The organism is Suilimivivens aceti (genome assembly GCF_025567405.1).
Lineage (GTDB): Bacteria > Bacillota > Clostridia > Lachnospirales > Lachnospiraceae > Suilimivivens > Suilimivivens aceti.
Map to the genome: position 1 here is coordinate 77,985 of NZ_JAOQKJ010000002.1, position 22,349 is coordinate 100,333.

Consider the following 22,349-nt stretch of genomic DNA (forward strand, 5'->3'; position numbering starts at 1 on the left):
AAAAGGAGTCTTTTTATTATGGATGTTAATGGAATTGATAATCTGAGACAGCAAAAGGATGCCATGACAGCTTCGCTGAAGGAAAATATGGATTTTCTGAACCGGAAGCTTGATATTGATAAAAACTTCGATCTGGTGTACCGTGTGATCCAGATCGGGGGAAGGGAAGCCTGTATGTACTTTGTGGATGGTTTCTGTAAGGACGAGCTGATGCAGAAAATGCTGCAGCGCTTTATGGATATCAAACCGGAAGAACTTCCGGAAAATGCCCATGAAATGTCAAAAAAATGTGTCCCGTATGTTGAAGTGGATCTGCAATCTGATTTCAGTCAGATCATTTATTTTATCATGTCCGGGGTATTTGCTCTTTTTATTGATGGATATGATCAGTGTATTCTGATCGACTCCAGAACCTATCCTGCAAGAAGTGTGTCAGAGCCGGAGAAGGATAAAGCACTCCGTGGATCCAAGGATGGATTCGTGGAAACTATCGTATTTAATACAGCGCTGATACGCAGGAGGATCCGCAGTACCAATCTCAGAATGGAAATGTTCCATGCTGGCAACAGCTCCCAGACAGATATTGTGCTCTGTTATATGGAAAACAGAGTAGACCAGAAATTCCTGGAGCAGATCAGGAAGAGGATCCAGAATATCAAGGTGGATGCCCTGACTATGAATCAGGAGAGCCTGGCAGAGTGTCTGTATCAGAAAAAATGGTATAATCCTTTTCCAAAGTTTAAGTTTACAGAACGGCCGGATACAGCATCGGCACAGATCCTGGAGGGGGATGTGGTCATACTTGTTGATAATTCCCCTTCAGCCATGATCACACCGACCTCTGTCTTTGATGTGATCGAGGAAGCAGATGATTATTATTTTCCTCCCATCACTGGAACGTACTTACGTCTGACCAGGTTTCTGATCGCCATTCTGACATATCTTCTGACACCAACCTTTCTTCTGCTGACACAGCATCTGGAATGGATTCCTGCAGGTTTTACCTTTATTGAAGTCAAAGATACGGTCAATATTCCGCTTATCTGGCAGTTCCTGCTCCTGGAGCTAGCCATTGACGGTCTGCGGCTTGCGGCGGTCAATACCCCTAATATGCTGAGTACACCATTAAGTGTCATGGCGGCACTGGTGCTTGGGGAGTTTTCGGTGAATAGCGGCTGGTTTAATTCAGAGGTTATGCTGTATATGGCTTTCGTGGCGATCGCCAATTATACACAGGCAAGCTACGAACTCGGATATGCGATCAAGTTTATGAGGATCCTGGCTCTGATCCTGACAGCGCTTTTCGATATATGGGGGTATATAGCTGCACTGCTCGTTATGGTCATTGCGCTGGTATCTAATAAAACAATTTCCGGGAAAAGCTATATTTATCCGCTGCTTCCATTAAATCTGAAACGTCTTGCCAGAAGATTTATCCGTTATAGACTCCCAGGAGCCAGAGAATAAAGACGGAAGGCGGATAAATAAGTGAGAAAATCTGCTGTTCTAACTAAAAGCTCTCTTTGCTATAATCATATTATAATGATGCAAATGAGGAGAAACGATTATGAAAATGATTATGCTTGGAACTGGCAATGCAACAGTGACACAGTGCTATAATACCTGTTTTGTACTGCAGGAAAATGACAGATATTTTCTGGTTGACGGTGGTGGTGGAAATGGTCTTTTACATCAGCTTAAAGCCGCACATCTGAACTGGCAGGATATGCGGACGATTTTTGTAACCCATAAGCATGTGGATCATCTGCTTGGGATCCTCTGGATGGTAAGGATGATCTGTCAGAATATGAGCAGGGGAAATTATGAGGGGGAAGCTGTGATCTACGGGCATGAGGAAGTGATCCGGCTGATCCGCAGTATGTCAGAGATGCTTTTTGCCAAAAAAGAAGTGCAGTATCTGGATGAAAAGATGCATCTCATACCGGTAGCAGATGGAGAAGAAAAGGAAATCCTTGGAAGAAAGGTTACCTTTTTCGATATCCAGTCCACCAAGGCGAAGCAGTTTGGGTTCTGCATGGATCTTGGAAACGGAGAAAAGCTGACCTGCTGCGGGGATGAACCTTATAAGGAATGTGAAGAGAAATATGCGAGGGGAAGCAAATGGCTTCTCCATGAGGCTTTTTGTCTGTATGGACAGGCGGATATCTTCAAACCTTATGAGAAGCATCATTCTACGGTAAAGGATGCCTGTGAACTGGCAGAAAAGCTGCAGGTGAAAAATCTCGTCCTGTATCATACCGAGGATAAAAATATAGCCTGCCGGAAAGAAAAGTATCTGGAAGAGGGGAAAAGCTATTACAATGGGAACCTGTTCGTGCCAGATGACCTGGAAGTAATGGAGTTGTAGGAAAAGCCTGGGATCAAAAATGATCAGATTGACATTTTTGATCCCTGTTTTATAATAAAAGTGTCTTTGAAGATATTCAAAACAGTGATCTGATAGAATCTTAAAAATCTGTTTGGCTGGAAATATTCATGCAGTCAGTAAAATCCAACATGGTTGATTTTGTATTTATTTATAAAAATTGCAGTGTTATGCAATTGTATTATACACACTCAATGTGTATAATAAGAGAAAGGAGTTACACTTGAAACGAAGGGACTTAATAAAGAAGCTTGAAGGGGCTGGCTTTCGTTTTTTACGTCATGGTGGAAATCATGATGTATATATCAGAAATGGGGATACGGAGCAAATTCCAAGACATAAGGAAATACATGAGAAATTAGCAATGGCAATATTGCGGAAATGGGGACTGTAGAAAGGAGCAGAGATGAAAGAAGCATATCCGGTGTTGTTGACCAAAACGAAGGACACGAAAAATACAATTTTAGTTGAGGTTCCGGATCTGAATATTCAGACAGAAGGCTATGGAATTGCAGATGCTATAGAAATGGCCAGGGATGCAATCGGTCTGGAAATTATTACAAGAGAAGATGAAGGAATTGACATTAAAGAACCCTCGGCTATTGAGAAGATTAATAAAGACGAAGGAATCTTTTCTGGTGAAGGGGAAACCTGTGTAACTTATGTAGATGTTGATCTTGCTGAGTATAGAAAGAAGGTTGATAGGAGAACAGTCCGGAGAAATGTAACACTTCCGAACTGGTTAAATCGAGCAGCAGATAGGGAAGGTCTTAATGTGTCCAAAGTATTACAGGATGCACTTATAACAGTTTTACAAACGACCCAAAACAGATGAATACCGTAAAAAGTTAATACAAGGGGAAGCCGCTGAAACAGGCTTCCCCTGCATTATTTTATGGCATCAGAAATGCTTCTGTGTCATATGCGAATATCAGGATTTACATTTATCAAATTCCGGGTTAAAGGCATAGAAGTTTTTGGAGTCCAGCTTATCCTGGACAATACGGAGAGCTTCGCCAAAACGCTGGAAATGTACGACTTCCCTGGCGCGAAGGAACTTTATGGGTTCATAGACATCCGGATCATCCCTGACAAGGCGGAGGATATTGTCATAGGTGGAGCGGGCTTTCTGCTCGGCTGCCATATCTTCAAAAAGATCCGTAATGGCATCGCCCTTTGACTGGAATTCACAACTGTTAAAGGGAATGCCGCCTGCTGCCATAGGCCAGATACCGACAGTGTGATCCACATAATAATTGGCGAAGCCGGATTTCTCAATTTCTTCCATGGAAAGGTTTCTTGTAAGCTGATGGACGATGGTAGAAACCATTTCAAGATGTGCCAGCTCTTCTGTTCCAATATCAGTCAGTACCCCTGCCACTTCATTATAAGGCATGGAGTAACGCTGTGAAAGATAACGCATAGAAGCGCCAAGCTCACCGTCTGGTCCACCATATTGGCTGAGGATTGCCTGTGCAAGCATGGCATTTGGGGTTTTGATGTTTACCGGAAATTGTAATCGTTTTTCATAGTTCCACATAGTCAGCAGCCTCCTTCCCAGGGCCATGGGGTTGTCGCCCATTCCCATTCACCTTTTTTACAGAACTGTGCATCAGAAATGCGCAAGGGTGTGTATTTCATGGCATATTCCTGCATGGCCTGGTTTTTCATTCTGACGTAATGATTCAGATACTCCATGGCTTCACGGTCAGTCGGGTGGGTATCCAGATATTCTGTCATTTCCACAACAACAAAATCAATCACACCTATGTCGTGATAAAGCTGTTGCTGATCTGTCATTTTACTACGGTTATTCATGGATTCACACATCTCCTTCCTGTAAATGGTTTTGTCAGCTCAGGAAAGATGGTGCCATTACAATAGCCTTCTTCAAGATCCTCATAAATGCTTGTAAGATGCTGCCATGGAACATATGCCATAGCAATAGGAAATCGTTCAAAATATTCGTTGAAGCTGTAATCCTGCATAAAATCCTCTCATATTTTTCTGTCTATTTAATATATTGTATGAAAGGGCTATTTTGATGTTCCATACTGTTCCCTGATCAGGCGGATCAGAGATGACATTGCAGGAGTCAGGTATTTATTTTTCCGATAGATGATCTGTCTGTAGACAGTGACGCTATATTGGGGAAGCGGAAGAATGGCAAGCTGTCTTGAAGAAAGTTCTTTTTCGATCACATATCTGGGAAGATAGGAAATACAGTTTTCCTTCAGAAGCATGGCACGGATAAAATCCGTATTTCCTGTTTCCAGACTTGCCTTTAAGAAAATGCCTTCCCTGGAAAGCAGCTGAAGAAGAGCCTGACTGTATCCGAAGTCTTGTTCTGTAAGGATAATTTTTTCGGAAAGCAGGTCTGTTATCGCAAGATTCCGGTTCTGAAAAAGCGGATGTGATGGAGCAGCAGTAAAGTAGGCCTGGTCACTGCCAAGGACAGTGCCATTCCAGTCCGGATCGCCAACATTCTGGTCAATAATAAATGAAAAATCCAGCTCATTCCGCATCATGAGTTCGGATAGATGATCCCTTACACCAGTTTTAAGGATAAGAGATATATTACTGTAATGGGATTCAAAGGTATGTATCAGATCAGAAAAATCACAGGAAAGAAGAGATTCTGAAATACCGATACGGATCGTTTCCATGCTTGCTGTGTTATCCTGCAGCTTTGCTGTAAGGGATTCTATATTCCGTATAAGGATCTGGGCATGCTCCAACAGAAGTGTGCCTTTGTCAGTCAGATACACCTTTTTCCCAATCCGGTCAAAGAGACAGACTGAAAGCTCTTTCTCGAGATGCTGTATCTGCAATGTGACTGATGCCTGGGTATATCCGAGCTTTTCAGCTGCTTTCGAAAAATTCATGTATTCAGCGGCTGTAACAAATGTTTTCAGTTCACGGATTTCCATAAGTCCTCCTATATAGCAAAAAATTATATATAATATAAAAACATTTAAATTTTCTTATATATTAATTTATACTATACTGTTCTCCAATACAAGTACACATTTTATTTTGAGGAGGAAAAAGCATATGGAATATGGAAAATTGGCAGAAAGTATCGTAGCATCCCAAATCAGGGCCATGATGGTGAAAGCAGCCCATATGGAGGATGTGGTTTCCTTCGGGGTAGGAGAGCCGGACTTTATTACAGATGAATGTATTTTAAAAGAGACGGCAGAGCATTTATCCTCCTATACCAAATATGCGCCGGGAGCCGGAATTGATCCTCTGCGGGAAAGATATATCAGATATCTGAATGAAATGATAGGCAGTGATTACAGTATGCCGGAAACTATGGTAACAAGCGGTGGCATGGCAGCTCTGTACCTTGCGTTCTTCTGCCTGCTCAATCCTGGAGATGAGGTTCTCATACCGGCTCCCTACTTCTCAAATTATGGTCCGATGGTTGCTATGTGCAGAGGGACTGTCAGGGAAATAGAGGTAAAGGAGGAAAATGATTTTATCCTTTCCGTAGAAGATCTGAGAGCGGCTGTGACAGAAAAAAGCCGTATTCTTCTTCTGAATTCTCCATGTAATCCGACAGGAGGACTGATCGACCGGGAATCACTACAGAAAATTGCAGAGTTCGCGAAGGAGAAGGATCTGTTTGTTTTTTCGGATGAGGTTTACAGACATTTGAATTTTGACAGTGATGAAATCTTCAGTATCGCAACGCTGCCAGGCATGAAGGAACGTACTCTGATCATCGACAGTGTATCAAAAAGCTTTGCCATGACAGGGTTCAGGGTCGGCTTTGCCACAGGTCCCGTTCATCTGATCGAGCTTATGACAAAATGCGTGGAAAATGTATATTCAGCAGTTGCAACCCCATCCCAGTATGCGGCTCTTGTTGCATTTGATAAAGGAATGGAGGCTATGATGGCTATGAAAAAGGAATACAAAAAAAGACGGGATTTTCTGGTAAGCAGGATTAATGAAATGGATAAGATCAGCTGTATCATGCCAAAAGGAGCATTTTACGTTTTTGCCAATATAAAGAAAACAGGGTTATCTGCAGAAGAGTTTGCAGAAAGATTACTGGAAAAAGAACATGTGGCAGTTATACCCGGAAGCAATTTCAGCAAAAATGCTTCCGGGTATGTCAGAATTTCCTATGGTACTTCCATGGAGAAAATTGAAGATGGACTTAACAGGATGGAACGTTTCCTGAAATCTCTGTAGCCATGGCAATCGCATCATCAATATGAGTGCAGAAGTGTTCCCTGCCAACCTTGTCAAGGAATCCCGCTTTTTCCATGGTATGCATTGGCTGCTCATTAACATGGGAGAAGATCATAATGATTCCCTGGCGGGAACAGCGGTTATATAATTCTTCCAGTGCGTTCATGGCAGTGGCGTCGATCGCAGGGACACTTCTCATCCGTATGATCAGACATTTCGTAAAATCTTTGACACTGATCTCTGCAATTCTTCCAGCAGCGCCGAAGAAAAGAGGACCATTGATCTCGTAGACTCTGACAGAGAGGGGAAGATGGATCAGTTTTGCAGTGTCATCCCATTCATCCTCTGCATATTTCCAGCTTCTGACATCCGTTTCATCACTCATGCGCTTCATAAACAGCAGACAGGTAAGTAAAAGTCCAATTTCAATAGCAACGACAAGGTCAAAGACGATGGTCAGGACAAAGGTCAGGACGAGAACGGAAATATCGCTCTTTGGCGCTGTCTTCACAAGATGGAAAAAGGGTCTCCACTGGCACATGTTATAGGAAACCTGAAACAGGATAGCGGCAATGGCCGGCATGGGGATCAGGGCTGCATAGGGCATCAGGACAACAAGGATCAGAAGCAGAGTAATGGAATGTACCATACCGGCTACCGGTGTCTTGCCACCGCTTTTGATATTGGCTGCTGTTCTTGCGATAGCACCTGTTGCCGGAATACCTCCAAAGAGTGCTGAGCCTATATTCCCAACTCCCTGGGCAACCAGCTCAGTATTGGAGCGGTGCCTTGAGTTTGTCATGCCGTCAGCAACCACACAGGAAAGCAAAGACTCGATCGCCGCCAGTATGGCAATGGTAAATGCATCCGGCAATACAGTCTGTGCCATGGAAAGACTGAATGACGGAACGTGGAGATATGGCAGCCTGTTACTTACAGTATAAAGATCTCCAATGGTATTGACAGGCAGGTGCAGACCTTTTATAAGAAGGATCCCTGCAAGGACAGCGATCAGGGATCCGGGAATCTTTGCGCAGACCCTTGGCCACAGGATCAAAATGGCAAGACAGATGACTCCCACAAGAACCGAATAAAGATTTATGGTAGAAAAGCTGCTGACAACAGCTTTTAATTTTTCCATGGTTTCGATCGGTTTTACTCCTTCGGCATAGGTCAGGCCAAAAAAGTCTTTCAACTGACCAATGACAATGGTTACGGCGATACCGGCAGTAAAACCGGTGGTGATCGTATAGGGGATAAATCTGATCAGGTTTCCAAAGTGGAACAGACCCATAAGGATCAGGAAAACACCGGCAAGAAGTGTGGCAAGCATAAGACCATCCATACCGTTCCTGGCAACAATTCCAGCAACGATAGTAGCAAAGGCAGCGGTAGGTCCTGCGATCTGTACCCGGCTGCCGCCAAGAAAGGAAATCAGAAATCCGGCAACAATTGCGGTATACAGACCTTCCTCAGGACCAACACCGGAAGCCAGTGCCAGGGCGATGGAAAGGGGCAGGGCAATGATCGCTACAATGACACCTGCGACTACATCCTTCAGAAGCTGTTCCTTTGTGTAGCCCTTCAGACAGGTAAATAACATAGGTTTTAATTCTTTCATAATTTTTCTCTCCCTCATAATAAAAAACAAACGGCTTGATTATATCATTGAAAGAATGATCCTGCAATCATTTTTGCGCGAGCTGCTTCATATACTGTATTTTCAGAGAGACCGAAAGAGGGAACACACAATGTTCACAAATTTTCCCATTTTCGAACACAATTATGCTTTACAGTGGTAGAGAATAAAAACAACCCGGTAAATACGAATTTCCCAAAGGGTTAAAAAGGAGGAGCTTATTTTGATAGAAGTTGAGAATCTTGTCAAACGATACGGAAATCACCTTGCTGTCGATCACCTGACATTTCAGGTGGAGCCTGGAAAAATCTATGGTTTTCTTGGACCGAACGGTGCCGGAAAAAGTACCACGATGAATATGATGACGGGGTATATTGCCCCTACAGAGGGAACTGTCAGGATAAATGGCTTTGATATCCAGAAAAATGCAGAGGAGGCAAAGCGGTGCATTGGTTATCTTCCGGAAATTCCTCCGCTTTATCAGGATATGACGGTACTTGAGTACCTGCGCTTCGCAGCAGCCCTGAAGAAGATTCCAAAGAAGGAAGTGGAAAAGCAGCTTGCGGATATTATGGAAATGACCATGACAACTGATGTCAGTGAAAGGCTGATCAAAAACCTGTCCAAGGGCTATAAGCAGCGAGTTGGTCTTGCACAGGCAATCCTGGGTTATCCGGAAGTGATTATCCTGGATGAGCCTACGGTTGGTCTTGACCCCAAACAGATCATTGAGATCAGGGAGCTGATCAGGAGTCTTTCAGAAAAGCATACGGTGATCTTAAGCTCCCATATTCTTTCAGAAGTGCAGGCAGTCTGTGATGAGATCATGATCCTGTCAAAGGGAAAACTTGCCGCCTGCGATACACCGGAAGGACTCACCGGTCTGATGAAAGGAAATGCAGCACTGGAGGTACATATTCTCGGAAGCGAAGAGGCGTTACGGAAAATTTTGCCGTTTATTGCCGGAATTGCAGAGTTTTCCATAGAAAATGCACCGGAGAAGGGTGCAGTGAAAGCAGTGATCAGGACAGAAGCGGGTGAGGATATCAGAGAAGATCTTTTTTATGCGCTGGCAGAAAATAAAATGCCGATCCTTTCCATGAACCGGGTAGAAAAATCACTGGAGGATATTTTCCTGGAACTGACAGAGGATCAAAGCAGCATATCTGATCCGGATACAGCAGAACATATGAGTGAAAATAAAGGAGGAAATGAAGATGAAGGCAATCTATAAAAAGGAGTTACAGTCCTATTTTCATTCGTTCCTTGGACCTTTATTTATAGGGGCATTTTTATTGCTGCTTGGCATTTACTTTGCAGTATATGATCTGTTCATGGGCTATCCTTATATCGGATATGCTCTTTCCTCCGTAACCTTTTTATTTCTGATTGCCATACCGGTTCTTTGCATGAAGATCCTGGCAGAAGAGCGGCACCAGAAAACGGATCAGCTTATATTAACCTCACCTGTCAGTGTTACGGGAATTGTGCTTGGCAAGTTTTTGGCTCTTGCTACGATCTTTGCTATACCAGTAGGGCTTGTTTCCCTGTATCCTGTTGTGATGAGCTTCTTTGGCACCGTGGATATCGGAAAATCCTATCTGGCCGTATTCGGCTTTTTGCTGTATGGACTTACCAGCATTGCCGTATGCGTATTTATCTCGTCCCTGACAGAAAGCCAGGTGATCGCAGCAGTGGTTTCTTTTGGTGTGCTGTTTTTTGGTTATATCGTAAACGGTCTTTGCAGCATGATCTCTTCCACGGGAAATCTGTTCACGAGATTTCTGTCAGTCTTTGATATGTCAGAAAGATTCAGCAATCTGTTGAATGGCTCCTTCCATTTGACCAGTGTGCTGTATTATCTTTCTGTGATCGTACTGGCACTGATCCTTACGGTACAGTCCATTCAGAAGAGAAGGTACCAGTTATCCAGAAAAACACTGAGTCTTGGAACCTACAGCAGCTCTGTGGTTGTGCTTTCCCTTGCTGTTATCGTGGTACTGAATCTGCTTGTGGCACAGCTTCCTGAGAAATATACTGTATTTGATGTGACGTCAGATCAGCTGTATTCCCTGACAACGGAAACAAAGGAGATTGCAGATGGTATTACAGATGATATCCAGATTTATGTACTGGCAAATGAGGACAATGCAGATACCACACTGGATGAGACTCTGAAAAAGTATGAAGGACTCAATTCCCATATTAAGGTTTCTTATGTGGATCCTGCGGTAAATCCAAAGTTTTATCTGCAGTATACGGATGGCAGTGTTTCTTCAAACAGCCTGATCGTGGAGAGTGGAAAGAGAAGCCGTGTCATTGATTACAGTGATATTTATGAATATAGCTATGACTATACCAATTATACACAGAGCGTGACCGGTTATGACGGAGAAGGACAGCTTACCAGTGCCCTTGCCTATGTGACCAGTAATGAAATGCCGAAGATTTACCTGCTGGAAGGTCATGGGGAGTCTTCCTTTGACAGTACCTTCAGCAATGCGATTGAAAAGGAAAATCTGGATTATGAAACCATTAATCTGATGGATTATGATGAAGTACCAGAGGATGCCTCCTGCGTGGTGATCAATGCACCGACATCAGATTTTTCGGCGGATGATACAGAAAAGATGCTTTCTTATATGGAAAAGGGCGGTGATATTTTCTTTGTTTCCTGTTATACAGGAGAAGCCCATGAAAATATTGACAGACTCCTGGATTATTATGGAGTAAACGTGAAGGAAGGACTCATCATCGAAACTGACAGAGGGCATTATTATCAGGATCCTTTTTATATCCTGCCTGAGATCAGCTATGATGATATTACATCGGGCATTTATAATAATGGAAGCTATGTATTTGCACCTTATGCGCAGGGAATCACAACAGAAGAGAAGGAGGATGTGACAATAGCAGAGCTGCTCAGCTCTTCTGACAACAGCTATTTAAGAAATGATATTTCCGGTGTGGACAGCTATGAGAAACAGGACAGTGATGAGGACGGACCGTTCCAAATTGGTGTTAAGTGCGAAAAGAGTGCAGGAGAGGAAACCTCAACAGCCATCATTTATACAAGCAGTAATATGTTCACAAATGATGCCAATATGATCGTATCAGGAACCAATGTAAAGCTTTTCACAGCATCGCTTGGAACCTTCGCCTCTCATGAGACCAGTGTTTCTATTCCGGTCAAGAGTATGGAAGCAGACTATCTGACAGTACCGCAGGGCACGATCATGATCATTGCCCTTGTTACCGTAGTATTACTTCCGGTTCTCTTCATTGTGGGTGGTTTTATCGTATGGTTTAGACGGAGAAAGAAATAAAGGAGTACGAGGAAATGAATAAAAAGAAAAAGAGAAATCTGATTCTCCTTATTGTGTTATTTCTGATATTGATGGCCGGTTATCTGGGATATGGATACTATAAAGAAAACCATCAGACGGAAGAAGAGCCGGTAACAGCAAAGGTACTGGAGATTGATTCATCCAAAGTAACAGAGATCGGGATCACGCAGGGAGAAACCAGTGTCAATCTGAAAAAAGAGGGGGACGTATGGACTTCAGAAGATGATGACAGTATTTCCATAGATAGTGACAAGGTAGAAAGCTTTCTTACAGATGCCTGTGAAATACCGGCAGATCTTGTGATTCCGGATGTGACAGATTTTGACCAGTATGGTCTGACAGATTCGGAGAATACTATATCCCTGCAGTGGGATGATGATCTGTATGTGATCACCATTGGAGACCAGAACAGTAATGCCGGCGGGTTTTTCTATGTCAGGGTTAATGACGAAGATACTGTTTATACAATAGAAAACTCTGTACGTTATGCCCTGGAGAAGACAATGGATGATTTTGCAACATCTGAAGCTGATTCAGAAACGGAGACAGAAACAGGATCTGAAACAGAATAGTGCTTGATTTCCTCGCAGGTTTGTGCAAAAATAAAATGATGATGCAGAAAGGATGTAGACCATTAGTATGAGTATGCGGGGAATTGACACACAGGTTCGTAAAAACAGAAGACGAATCTTCAAGGAAGTAGCTTCACTTGCCTATGAATCCAGGAATCTGAAGGATGATGTGGAAGCACTTCCCTATAAAATAGTAGATTATGACGAATCCGAGTCAGGGAATATTTACAGGGAAAGGGCCATTGTCAGAGAGAGCATCCGTCTGGCAATGGGGCTTTCCCTGCGTCCGGAGGATCAGCCGGTGCATGTGACACAGGGACTTGAGGAAAGTAATATTGATGAAAAGTATTATGAGCCGCCCCTGATGCAGGTAATACCATCAGCCTGCAATGCCTGTCCGGAGAACCGATATGAAGTGACAGATAAATGTATGGGCTGTGTTGCGCATCCCTGCCGTGAGGTATGTCCAAGAGGAGCCATTTCCATGAAAAATGGCAAATCCATCATTGATCAGGAAAAATGCGTCAAATGTGGTAAATGTAAGTCTGTATGTCCCTATGATGCCATTTCCCATCAGGTAAGGCCATGTCTTGCCAACTGTGGTGTGAATGCTATTAAAAGTGATAAAAAGGGCAGAGCATATATTGATACTGACATCTGTGTATCCTGTGGCCAGTGTATGGTAAGCTGTCCCTTTGGTGCGATTGCAGACAAGTCCCAGATCTTCCAGCTGATCCGTGCGATCCAGTCAGGCAGAAAGATCATTGCACAGGTGGCACCTTCCTTTGTTGGACAGTTTGGAAGCAAGGTGACACCGGATATGATCAAAGAGGCTTTAAAGGAGCTTGGCTTCTATGACGTATACGAAACAGCAATCGGAGCTGATTATGGTGCCATGGCAGAGGCAGAGCATTATGCGAAGGAAGTAGCAACTGGAAAAGTACCCTTTCTTCTGACGTCCTGTTGTCCATCCTGGGCAATGCTGGCTAAGAAGTTCTTCCCGGAAACGATTGACAATATATCCAATGCTCTGACGCCTATGGTAGCCACTGCAAGAGAAATTAAAAAGGAACATCCTGATGCCAGTGTGGTGTTTATCGGTCCATGTGCCTCCAAAAAGCTGGAGGCATCCAGAAGAACAGTACGTTCCGATGTGGATTTCGTTATTACCTTTGAAGAGCTTCAGGGAATGTTTGAGGCAAAAGGACTGATGCTTGATAATATTCAGCCAGGAGAGCCTTTAAACGATGCAACCGGAGCCGGAAGAGGATATGGAGTGGCAGGCGGTGTAGCCAGTGCGATCGAAGAATGTATCAGGGAATATTATCCGGATATCGATGTGCATATTGAGCATGCAGAAAGTCTGGCGGAATGCAAGAAGATCCTGATGCTTGCGAAGGCCGGTAAGAAAAACGGCTGCCTGATCGAAGGTATGGCATGTCCTGGCGGATGTGTTGCCGGAGCCGGCACGAATATAGCCATTCCACAGGCCATGAAGGAAGTGGCAGGCTTCAAAGCTGCAGCAGATAAGAAGATCCCTGACAGGGATATAACAGAATAAATAGGGACAGGAGAGAACAGAAAATCATGACAAAGATCAGAACAAGATTTGCACCAAGTCCGACAGGAAGGATGCACGTAGGAAATCTGCGTTCCGCCCTGTATGAGTTTTTAATTGCCAAGCATGCTGGTGGAGATTTTATGCTCAGGATCGAAGATACCGATCAGGAGCGTTTTGTAGAGGGTGCTGTAGATATCATTTATGATACGCTTGCCAAAGCCGGTATTACCCATGACGAAGGACCAGATAAGGATGGCGGTTACGGTCCCTATGTACAGAGTGAACGTATGAAAACTGGCATCTACATGAAATATGCCAAGGAACTCATTGAAAAGGGAGAGGCATATTATTGCTTCTGTGATAAGGAACGTCTTTCCACGCTGAAGACAGAGGTAGTAGAAGGCAAAGAGATCATGATCTATGACAAGCACTGCCTGCATCTTGGCAAGGAGGAAGTAGAGAAGAATCTGGCAGAGGGCAAGCCCTTCGTAATCAGACAGAATATCCCCATGGAAGGAACCACTACATTCCATGATGAATTATATGGAGACATTACTGTAGAAAATGCAGAGCTGGATGATATGATACTGATCAAGTCAGACGGCTACCCGACTTACAATTTTGCCAATGTAGTGGATGATCATACCATGAATATCACCCATGTGGTACGTGGAAATGAATATTTGTCATCCTCACCGAAATATCAGCGGCTCTATGATGCATTTGGCTGGAAATCTCCGGTTTATATCCATCTGCCGCTGATCACGGATGAAAATCACAAGAAGCTGTCCAAGAGAAGCGGACATTCTTCCTTTGAGGATCTGCTTGAGCAGGGATTTCTTCCTGAGGCAGTTGTGAACTACATTGCACTGCTTGGCTGGAGTCCGGAAGATAATCGTGAGATCTTTTCTCTGGATGAACTGATCAAAGAATTTGATTATCATAGAATCAATAAGTCTCCTTCTGTTTTTGACTATATGAAGCTGAAATGGATGAATGGGGAATATATCAAGGCCATGGCTGACGAGGCTTTCTATACCATGGCAGAGCCTTATTTAAAGAGTGTCATTAAAAAGGATCTGGATCTTCACAAGATCGCAGCCATGGTGAAAACAAGAATTGAAGTTTTCCCGGATATCTGTGATCTGATAGACTTCTTTGAGACACTGCCGGAATATGATCCGGAAATGTATACACATAAGAAAATGAAGACCAATAAGGAAACATCGCTTGCTGTACTTCAGGAATTATGTCCAGTATTCGAACAGCAGGAGGACTATTCCAATGATGCCCTGTACCAGCTTCTGACAACCTTTGCAGCAGAACATGAGTACAAGAACGGTTATGTACTCTGGCCGGTAAGAACAGCGGTATCCGGTAAGCAGATGACACCTGCGGGTGCAACAGAGATCATGGAGATCCTCGGTAAAGAGGAATCTATTAACCGAATCAAAAAAGGAATTGAATTACTTCAAAATGCAGCAGCCAAGTAAAATTCAGCTGGAAGCAATTATGCACGGAGAAGGACCTGCAAGAGTCGTTGCAGGTCCAGGCTCCGGCAAAACCTTTACGATCATTCAGAGAATCTTTTATCTTATATTCAACCGTCAGATCAGTCCTGACAGTATACTCACAATTACTTATACAAAAGCAGCGGCCGGGGAAATGCAAAGCAGATTCCTTGCAGATGAAAGAAGCCAGTGCCTTACTAAGGGATTGGGAAATGTGGCACACTTTGGTACGATCCACGGTATTTGCTATTCTATTCTGAAAGAGCGGAGGGGCTATCAGGCTTCCCTTACAAGTGAAAATAAACGAATCAGAATCATGGAAGAGCTTCTGAAAAACAGAGGTTTTGAACGTATGTGTTCAGCCGGATTTGCAGCAGAGCTTCTGTCTGAGATCAGCCGTATAAAGAATGGCATTTCTTTTTCCGGGAAGGACTTCGGAATTCCGCAGGGAAGCCTGCAGCTTCTCTTAAATGATTACACTGCCTTCATGAATGAGCGGGGGCTTTGCGATTTCGATGACCTGATCCTGCAAAGTCTTGTTTTACTACAGGAGAATGCAGCTTACAGAGAAAAATGGCAGCATCGCATCCGCTATCTTCTGGTGGATGAATTTCAGGATGTTAACCTGACACAGTATGAACTGATAAAACTTCTTGCCGGTAAAGAGAAAAATATCTTTGTGGTGGGAGATGATGACCAGTCCATTTATGGATTCCGGGGTTCCGTTCCAGGGATCATGAAACGGTTTTCACAGGATTATCCGGAAGAAAAGGTATTATTTCTGACAGATAACTATCGGAGTGGTGAAAGGATCGTCCATTTTGCAACAGAAGTTGTAAAGAAAAATAAAGATCGGATCCGGAAGGAGATACATGCCGGCAAGGCCGGTGGCAAAATAAAAGGATACTGCTGTGAAACAAGAATGCTGGAGGAAGAAAAGCTTCTTGATGATATCAGGAGTCTTGACAAAAAGGAGCTTTTTGAGAGTGCTGTGATCCTCAGAACAAACCGGGAAGCAATTTTATATGAAGAATTACTTACGAAACATAAAATACCGGTGAAAAGAAAAGGGAAAAAAGCTCAAAATGTTTTTGAAGGAGAAGTGGCAGAGGATATCCGTTCCTTTCTCAAGTTCTGTAAGGAGGGAGAAAAACGAAGTGATTTTCTGCGGTTCATGAATAAACCAGACAGATATCTTTCCAGCAAGGCACTTCTTTCAGAGCGTGTTTCCAGGAAAGAGATACTCTCTTATTACAGACAGAACAAAGAAATGTGTGCAAGGATAGAAACCCTTTTTACCGGACTTCTGCTTGCTGAAAAACTGTCTTTTTCACAGGCAGTCCGCTGCTTTCGGAAGCAGCTTGGCTATGAAAACTATCTTCTTTCAAAATATCCCGGGGATAAAGCAGGAACCATGAAAATACTGGATGAATTACAGGAAGGATGCCGGCTGGCTGAAAGAGGCGAGAGTGTGGATGATTTCTTTGATAAGATGAGAAAGAAAACGCCATGTGAAGAAGAGCAGACAGAAGAAGGCATAACCGTGCTTACCATGCATGCAGCCAAAGGGCTTGAATTTCAAAGTGTGTTTTTACCGGATCTGAATGAAGGAGTTATTCCTGACAGGAAGGTAAAGGAAGAAAAAGAGCTTGAAGAAGAAAGAAGGCTCCTGTATGTTGCCATAACAAGAGCCAGAGAACAACTGTTTCTGTATTATACAGGAGAACGGAACCGGAAACTGACCCGCTTCCTGTGTGATATCAGTCTTCCGTGGAATCGTCCATGATCTCATCAAATTCTGCATTATCCAGATATTCATCAAAGGCCTCTGCAACCTGATCATATTCCTCATCACTGTCGATATAGTCAAGAACAGGCTCAGCATTGGGATCATTTTCATCTTCGCTGTAACGGTAAAACCAGACTTCTCCATCATGGTTTTCCCCATCCTCTTCCAGAGGAAGCAGGACGATATAGTCCCGATTATTTACTGTCAGGATCGTAACGATCGCACAGGTAACACTGGTGCCATCATCAAGATCCAGGGTGACGGTCATTTCCTCATCGTTTTCTTCCGGTGTTTCGTAATTTTCTTGTCTGCCCATTTTTCCTTCCATTCTGAAGCTTCAGCTTCTGTATGTTATTGGTTACCGCCTCTATTGTACAGAATAACAGGATGAGATACAACTGTTTTCTTTTAAAAGGCTTTATTGCCCCTTTTACGACTTCATGCTATAATAAATCCATGAATAAAAATTTGAAAATCACATATTTTAAACCGACAAAGCAGGGCGTATATCCCATTAAGAATGGATTCTCTTTTGCAGAGGAAGTTTTGGATGATGGGAACAGCGGCCTGATTTTATATGCAGAAAATGGAGAACAGAAAAAGATCCCCTTTCAGAAAGAAGGAAAAAGAGGATCTCTTTGTGGTATTATGGTAGAAGCTGTTTCCGGAGAATTCCCTTATCTGGAGTACAATTATTATCATAAAAATACTGTATATACAGATGCATTTGCCAGAAAGGTCAACGGATTGTCGAAATTCGGACATGGCCTGACTGCCAAAAGAAAAACTCGGGGTTCTCTTACTTATAAGGAATTTGACTGGGGTGAGGATGAACCACTCCTGATCCCGTACAGCAACAGCGTGATCTATGGCCTGAACGTCAGGGCGTTTACCATGCATAAGAGTTCCCATGTGAAAAACAGGGGAACCTATGAAGGCGTTGCAGAAAAAGCCTCCTATCTGAACGGACTTGGTATTACGGCAGTAGAACTGATGCCCTGCTATGAATATGATGAGTGTATCTACCCGGCTTCCGGAGCTGTCAGTGATAAACCGGTTAAAGAAGAAATCGCAAGGGAAGTAAAAAATCTTCCGGAAGCCTTTAAGGAGAAGGTAAGATTGAACTGCTGGGGATATCAGGAGGGATTTTATTTTGCGCCTAAGGCTTCTTACAGTGCCGGTGGGGATCCTGAGGTTTCCTTCAAAAATATGGTAAAGGAGCTGCATGCAAATGGCATAGAGGTTATGATGCAGTTTTATTTTCCACCAGAAATGAATCAGTCTGTGATTCTGGATATCCTGAAATACTGGGTCATTGAGTATCATATTGATGGTGTGCGCCTCAGTGGTTTTCAGATCCCGTATCTGATCATTGCCAAAGAACCAGTTCTGCAGGAAACCAAGATCAGAAGCAGTTATTTCCCGTTAGAAGAGATCTATGGTGATAAGATACCTTATTACCGAAATCTTGCAGCTGATAACGGTAATTACAGGAATGATATGCGCAGATTCCTGAAGGGGGATGAGAATCTGGTCGGACAGGTGATCTTTGACCAGCGGAATAATCCAAGAGACTGTGCTGTTGTTAATTATCTGGCAGATTATGACGGATTTTCCCTGTATGACATGGTTTCCTATGACCGGAAGCACAATGAAGCAAATGGAGAATACAACCGTGATGGTACTGACCATAACTATTCCTGGAACTGCGGCTTTGAAGGAGAGTGTCGTAAGAAATCGGTTCTGGAGCTTCGAAAGAAGCAGATAAAAAATGCGCTTGCCTTTTTATTTCTTTCCCAGGGGGTACCATATCTGTTCAGTGGAGATGAATTTGGCAATACCAGATATGGAAATAACAATGCTTACTGTCAGGACAATGATACCGGCTATATAAAGTGGAAGACCGGAAAGCTTCAGGATGAGATCCTTGGCTTTACGAAGGCACTGATACGTTTCCGAAAGGAACACTCCATTCTGCACAGCCAGAAGGAATTAAAAATACTTGATACGCTTGGTTGCGGCTACCCGGATATTTCTTACCACGGGACAGAAGCCTGGAGACCGGATCTGTCCTATATCAGCCGTATGATCGGTATTATGCTTTGTGGAAATTATGCTGAAAAACAGGATGAACCATCTATCTATATTGCGTATAATATGCACTGGATAGAGCATGAGCTGGCACTTCCAAAGCTGCCAAAGGGTGAAAAATTTGTCCCGGTTCTCTGGTCTGAAGAAATTATGAGACCGGTTTCTGATGACTCTGTGGGAAAAAATGAGGCTGCAGAAAAAGAAGATTCTTCTGGGGAAAAAGCGGAAAATAAGATTGTGATACCCGGAAGAAGCATTGCTGTGTATGTCAGTCAGAAGGAGAATGTATGAAAGCCTTTTCCCACTTTAAAACCATAACCCATCATAAGATACTGGTCATGCAGGGATGCTTTAAAGTCGGCCTTTACGGGCAGGGGCTTCTTCATGATATGTCCAAATACAGTCCGGCAGAATTTCTGGTGGGAGCCAGATATTATCAGGGTGACAGAAGTCCCAATAATGCAGAGAGAGAAGCTGTCGGCTATTCCAGTGCATGGCTGCACCATAAGGGACGAAACAAGCATCATTATGAATATTGGATCGATTACAGTGCTTCTGATATCAAGGGAGGTATGACACCAGCCAGAATGCCTGATAAATATGTTGTGGAAATGCTTATGGACCGGATCGCAGCCTGCAAGACCTATCACGGAAGCAGTTATACGGACGGAGATCCCCTTGCCTATTTCAGTAAGGGAAAGGCAAATGCAATGATGCACCCTGAAACCAAAGCCCTTCTTGAAAAGCTGCTCATCATGCTGGCACAGAAGGGAGAAAAGGAAACTTTTTCCTATATCCGCAAAGAAATTTTTCATAAGAAACGCTGATGGCTCACTCTTTGCTCCTTTACTGCATAGGATACAGTATAAAATAAAGGAGCGGAAAAATATGGATTGTCTTATTATTTTATTATTACTTTGCTGCTTCCAGAATAACCAGTGTCCATCTAAAACCGGAAACAGACCTTGTCAGGGAAGTGGAAACAACAGTAACGGAAACGGTAATGGTAGCAGTTGTTCTTCTGGCAGAAGATCTTCCTGTGGCTGTGAAGCGGAGCGGAGAGAATCTTCTTCCTGCAGTGATACAACCAGGAACTTTATCTCATTCCAGAGCCAGTCATCCTGCGGCTGTGAGAATTCTTCAAACTGAAAATAAGAAAAAGCATCAAATAAATGCAAAAATAATATGTCTCAAATATAAAATGTCATGTTATAATAGCCTGTGTGCCTTTTAACATGGCATTTTGTTGTGAACAGCTAAAGCATGTCACAGATCATCCAGCAGGAAATGAAAAGAAAGGAAATTTTGAAAAACAATGAAAAAACTGATAGAACAGATCCTGAAATTTGGCGTAGTGGGATTTATTTGCTTCCTGATCGATTTTGGAATCACCAGTGGATTTTATAACTGGTTTGGTATCCATTATCTGGTATCCAAGTTCCTTGGATTTGTAGTTTCAGCAATCGTCAATTATATCCTCAGTATCAAGTTTGTATTTACTGATAAAAAGGAAATGGACAAGAAGAAGGAATTCACTATATTTCTGATCCTGTCTGCTTTTGGGCTTCTGATCAATGAGATCGTGATGTATCTCTGCATTGACGTGATCTATGATCACAGCGCTTTCCTGCAGGATATGATTACAGATGGCCTGATGGTATCCATCAGTTCTGTGGTGGCAACCGGTATTGTTATGGTATACAATTTTATTTCCAGGAAGCTGTTCCTTGAAAGAAAATAACAAGGCAGCTTCCAGAGGTCTGAAAAATAATAAATACAGAATGAGAGACTGACATGACAGAACAGAAAACAATTACACAGATAACAGAAAAGATAGATGGTGCCAGGGAAACAGAAAGACAGATCGCCTTCATGGAAAAGGCAGCCGGTTATGTGCAGGAGCTTTCAGAAAAGCTTGGCAGAAAGCCGACCTGCTGTGTAGTTACCTTCGGGTGCCAGATGAATGCCAGAGATTCCGAGAAGCTTTCCGGTATCCTGGAAAAGGTGGGCTATGAACTGGTAGAGAGGGAAGAGGCTGATTTCGTTATTTACAATACCTGTACCGTCAGGGACAATGCCAATCAGAGAGTCTATGGAAGACTTGGTTATCTGAATGGACTGAAAAAGAAAAATCCTCATATGAAGATCGCTCTGTGCGGCTGCATGATGCAGGAACCGGCAGTGATTGAAAAGATCAGGAAAAGCTACCGCTTTGTGGATCTGATCTTTGGAACCCACAATATCTATAAATTTGCAGAGCTTCTGACAGCCATGTTTGAGTCAGATGGCATGATCGTGGATATCTGGAAGGATACTGACCAGATCGTGGAAGATCTTCCGGTAGAAAGAAAATATCCTTTCAAATCCGGAATTAATATCATGTTTGGATGCAATAATTTCTGCAGCTACTGTATCGTACCTTATGTAAGAGGCAGGGAAAGAAGCAGGAACCCGAAGGATATCATCAGGGAAATTGAGAAGCTTTCCGGGGATGGGGTGAAGGAGATCATGCTCCTTGGACAGAATGTCAATTCCTATGGAAAGAATCTGGATATGCCCATTACCTTCGCGCAGCTTCTTCGGGAGGTGGAAAAAATCGACGGCATTGAGAGAATCAGATTCATGACTTCCCATCCAAAGGATCTTTCAGATGAACTGATTCAAGTGATGAAGGAATCGAAAAAGATCTGCAGGCATCTGCATCTGCCTCTGCAGTCAGGCTCTACAGAGATCCTGACGAAGATGAACCGCCGGTATACCAAAGAACAGTATCTGGCACTGGTAGAAAAGATCCGGAGGGAGATACCGGATATGGCGATCACCACAGATATTATCGTGGGTTTCCCGGGGGAAACCAGGGCAGATGTGGATGAAACAATTGATGTGATCAATAAAGTACAATATGACAATGCGTTTACCTTTATTTATTCTAAGAGGTCAGGAACACCTGCTGCAGCAATGGAACAGGTGCCGGAAGAGGAAGTAAAGGAAAATTTTGCAAGAGTACTGGAAACCGTACAGCAGACTGCAAAGAAACGGGCGGCACTTCTGCAGGGACAGACACATTCTGCTCTTGTGGAGGATGTGAATGACCAGGATCCGGAGCTTCTGACAGGAAGACTGTCAAACAATATGATCGTGCATTTCAAAGGAGAAAAAGATCTGATCGGACAGATCGTACCAGTCTGCCTGAAGGAATGTCACGGATTTTATTATCTGGGAGAACGAGTATAGAAATCGGATGGTG

The 22,349-nt window shown here is 43.2% G+C and carries 21 protein-coding genes; 15 read left to right on the forward strand and 6 right to left on the reverse strand.

Features of this window, described 5'->3' with window-relative positions; all coding sequences use genetic code 11:
* The first annotated feature begins 18 nt into the window (after positions 1-18).
* From OCV77_RS02105 to OCV77_RS02120, 4 genes are all read left to right on the forward strand, one after another.
* A complete protein-coding gene (locus OCV77_RS02105) occupies positions 19-1,467 on the forward strand; it encodes a spore germination protein (protein WP_262572939.1) in 1,449 nt (482 codons plus the stop codon).
* A gap of 100 nt (positions 1,468-1,567) precedes the next feature.
* Positions 1,568-2,368 (forward strand): MBL fold metallo-hydrolase, encoded by an 801-nt coding sequence (locus tag OCV77_RS02110; protein WP_262572942.1) that lies wholly within the window; start codon positions 1,568-1,570, stop codon positions 2,366-2,368.
* Positions 2,369-2,582: 214 nt separating this feature from the next.
* Positions 2,583-2,780 (forward strand): type II toxin-antitoxin system HicA family toxin, encoded by a 198-nt coding sequence (locus OCV77_RS16590; protein ID WP_334307692.1) that lies wholly within the window; start codon positions 2,583-2,585, stop codon positions 2,778-2,780.
* A gap of 12 nt (positions 2,781-2,792) precedes the next feature.
* Positions 2,793-3,221: a type II toxin-antitoxin system HicB family antitoxin gene (locus OCV77_RS02120; RefSeq protein ID WP_262572948.1), complete on the forward strand. Its 429-nt coding sequence runs from the start codon at positions 2,793-2,795 to the stop codon at positions 3,219-3,221.
* 96 nt (positions 3,222-3,317) lie between these two features.
* Here OCV77_RS02120 and OCV77_RS02125 read toward each other — a convergent pair whose 3' ends face one another.
* Genes OCV77_RS02125 through OCV77_RS02140 form a run of 4 tightly spaced genes read right to left on the reverse strand, consistent with a single transcriptional unit; the run spans position 3,318 to position 5,316 of the window.
* Positions 3,318-3,926 carry a manganese catalase family protein gene (locus OCV77_RS02125; protein WP_262572950.1) on the reverse strand — a complete coding sequence of 203 codons (609 nt, stop codon included), beginning with the start codon at positions 3,924-3,926 and terminating at the stop codon, positions 3,318-3,320.
* A gap of 2 nt (positions 3,927-3,928) precedes the next feature.
* Positions 3,929-4,204 (reverse strand): spore coat protein CotJB, encoded by a 276-nt coding sequence (locus OCV77_RS02130; RefSeq protein WP_118797041.1) that lies wholly within the window; start codon positions 4,202-4,204, stop codon positions 3,929-3,931.
* On the reverse strand, positions 4,201-4,374 hold the full coding sequence (locus OCV77_RS02135) for a spore coat associated protein CotJA (RefSeq protein ID WP_118797040.1): 174 nt from the start codon (positions 4,372-4,374) through the stop codon (positions 4,201-4,203). The genes OCV77_RS02130 and OCV77_RS02135 overlap by 4 nt, the downstream gene beginning before the upstream one ends.
* A 48-nt stretch (positions 4,375-4,422) precedes the next feature.
* Positions 4,423-5,316: a LysR family transcriptional regulator gene (locus OCV77_RS02140; protein WP_262572953.1), complete on the reverse strand. Its 894-nt coding sequence runs from the start codon at positions 5,314-5,316 to the stop codon at positions 4,423-4,425.
* A 124-nt stretch (positions 5,317-5,440) separates the two neighbouring features.
* Here OCV77_RS02140 and OCV77_RS02145 point away from each other — a divergent pair, with 124 nt between their 5' ends.
* Positions 5,441-6,592, forward strand: a complete 1,152-nt coding sequence (locus tag OCV77_RS02145; protein WP_262572955.1) for a pyridoxal phosphate-dependent aminotransferase — start codon at positions 5,441-5,443, stop codon at positions 6,590-6,592.
* Here OCV77_RS02145 and OCV77_RS02150 read toward each other — a convergent pair.
* The gene (locus OCV77_RS02150) at positions 6,558-8,213 is read right to left on the reverse strand and encodes a SulP family inorganic anion transporter (protein ID WP_262572957.1); all 1,656 of its coding nucleotides are present in this window, start codon (positions 8,211-8,213) and stop codon (positions 6,558-6,560) included. The genes OCV77_RS02145 and OCV77_RS02150 overlap by 35 nt on opposite strands.
* 241 nt (positions 8,214-8,454) lie before the next feature.
* Between OCV77_RS02150 and OCV77_RS02155 the strand changes: the two genes are divergently transcribed.
* The 6 genes from OCV77_RS02155 (at position 8,455) to OCV77_RS02180 (ending at position 17,008) form a co-directional block, all read left to right on the forward strand.
* Complete coding sequence (locus OCV77_RS02155) at positions 8,455-9,465, forward strand: ABC transporter ATP-binding protein (RefSeq protein WP_262572959.1); 1,011 nt, start codon at positions 8,455-8,457, stop codon at positions 9,463-9,465.
* A complete protein-coding gene (locus OCV77_RS02160) occupies positions 9,449-11,557 on the forward strand; it encodes a Gldg family protein (protein ID WP_262572961.1) in 2,109 nt (702 codons plus the stop codon). Before OCV77_RS02155 ends, OCV77_RS02160 begins: the two co-directional genes overlap by 17 nt.
* Before the next feature lie 14 nt (positions 11,558-11,571).
* Positions 11,572-12,150 carry a DUF4340 domain-containing protein gene (locus OCV77_RS02165; RefSeq protein ID WP_262572963.1) on the forward strand — a complete coding sequence of 193 codons (579 nt, stop codon included), beginning with the start codon at positions 11,572-11,574 and terminating at the stop codon, positions 12,148-12,150.
* Between the two features lie 73 nt (positions 12,151-12,223).
* Positions 12,224-13,711, forward strand: a complete 1,488-nt coding sequence (locus OCV77_RS02170; protein ID WP_262573357.1) for a 4Fe-4S dicluster domain-containing protein — start codon at positions 12,224-12,226, stop codon at positions 13,709-13,711.
* Between the two features lie 26 nt (positions 13,712-13,737).
* Positions 13,738-15,204: a glutamate--tRNA ligase gene (gene gltX, locus OCV77_RS02175; protein WP_262572965.1), complete on the forward strand. Its 1,467-nt coding sequence runs from the start codon at positions 13,738-13,740 to the stop codon at positions 15,202-15,204.
* Positions 15,188-17,008 (forward strand): ATP-dependent helicase, encoded by a 1,821-nt coding sequence (locus OCV77_RS02180; RefSeq protein ID WP_262572967.1) that lies wholly within the window; start codon positions 15,188-15,190, stop codon positions 17,006-17,008. Before gltX ends, OCV77_RS02180 begins: the two co-directional genes overlap by 17 nt.
* Here OCV77_RS02180 and OCV77_RS02185 read toward each other — a convergent pair.
* Positions 16,983-17,327, reverse strand: coding sequence for a DUF1292 domain-containing protein (locus OCV77_RS02185; RefSeq protein ID WP_118797031.1), 345 nt, complete (start codon positions 17,325-17,327; stop codon positions 16,983-16,985). The two genes, OCV77_RS02180 and OCV77_RS02185, sit on opposite strands and share 26 nt — an antisense overlap.
* A gap of 152 nt (positions 17,328-17,479) precedes the next feature.
* Between OCV77_RS02185 and OCV77_RS02190 the strand changes: the two genes are divergently transcribed.
* From OCV77_RS02190 to miaB, 4 genes are all read left to right on the forward strand, one after another.
* Positions 17,480-19,393 (forward strand): hypothetical protein, encoded by a 1,914-nt coding sequence (locus tag OCV77_RS02190; protein ID WP_262572969.1) that lies wholly within the window; start codon positions 17,480-17,482, stop codon positions 19,391-19,393.
* Positions 19,390-19,929: a DUF5662 family protein gene (locus tag OCV77_RS02195; RefSeq protein WP_262572971.1), complete on the forward strand. Its 540-nt coding sequence runs from the start codon at positions 19,390-19,392 to the stop codon at positions 19,927-19,929. The genes OCV77_RS02190 and OCV77_RS02195 overlap by 4 nt, the downstream gene beginning before the upstream one ends.
* Before the next feature lie 488 nt (positions 19,930-20,417).
* Positions 20,418-20,843: a GtrA family protein gene (locus tag OCV77_RS02200; RefSeq protein ID WP_262572973.1), complete on the forward strand. Its 426-nt coding sequence runs from the start codon at positions 20,418-20,420 to the stop codon at positions 20,841-20,843.
* Between the two features lie 53 nt (positions 20,844-20,896).
* Positions 20,897-22,336, forward strand: a complete 1,440-nt coding sequence (miaB, locus tag OCV77_RS02205; protein WP_262572975.1) for a tRNA (N6-isopentenyl adenosine(37)-C2)-methylthiotransferase MiaB — start codon at positions 20,897-20,899, stop codon at positions 22,334-22,336.
* The last annotated feature ends 13 nt before the right edge of the window (positions 22,337-22,349 follow it).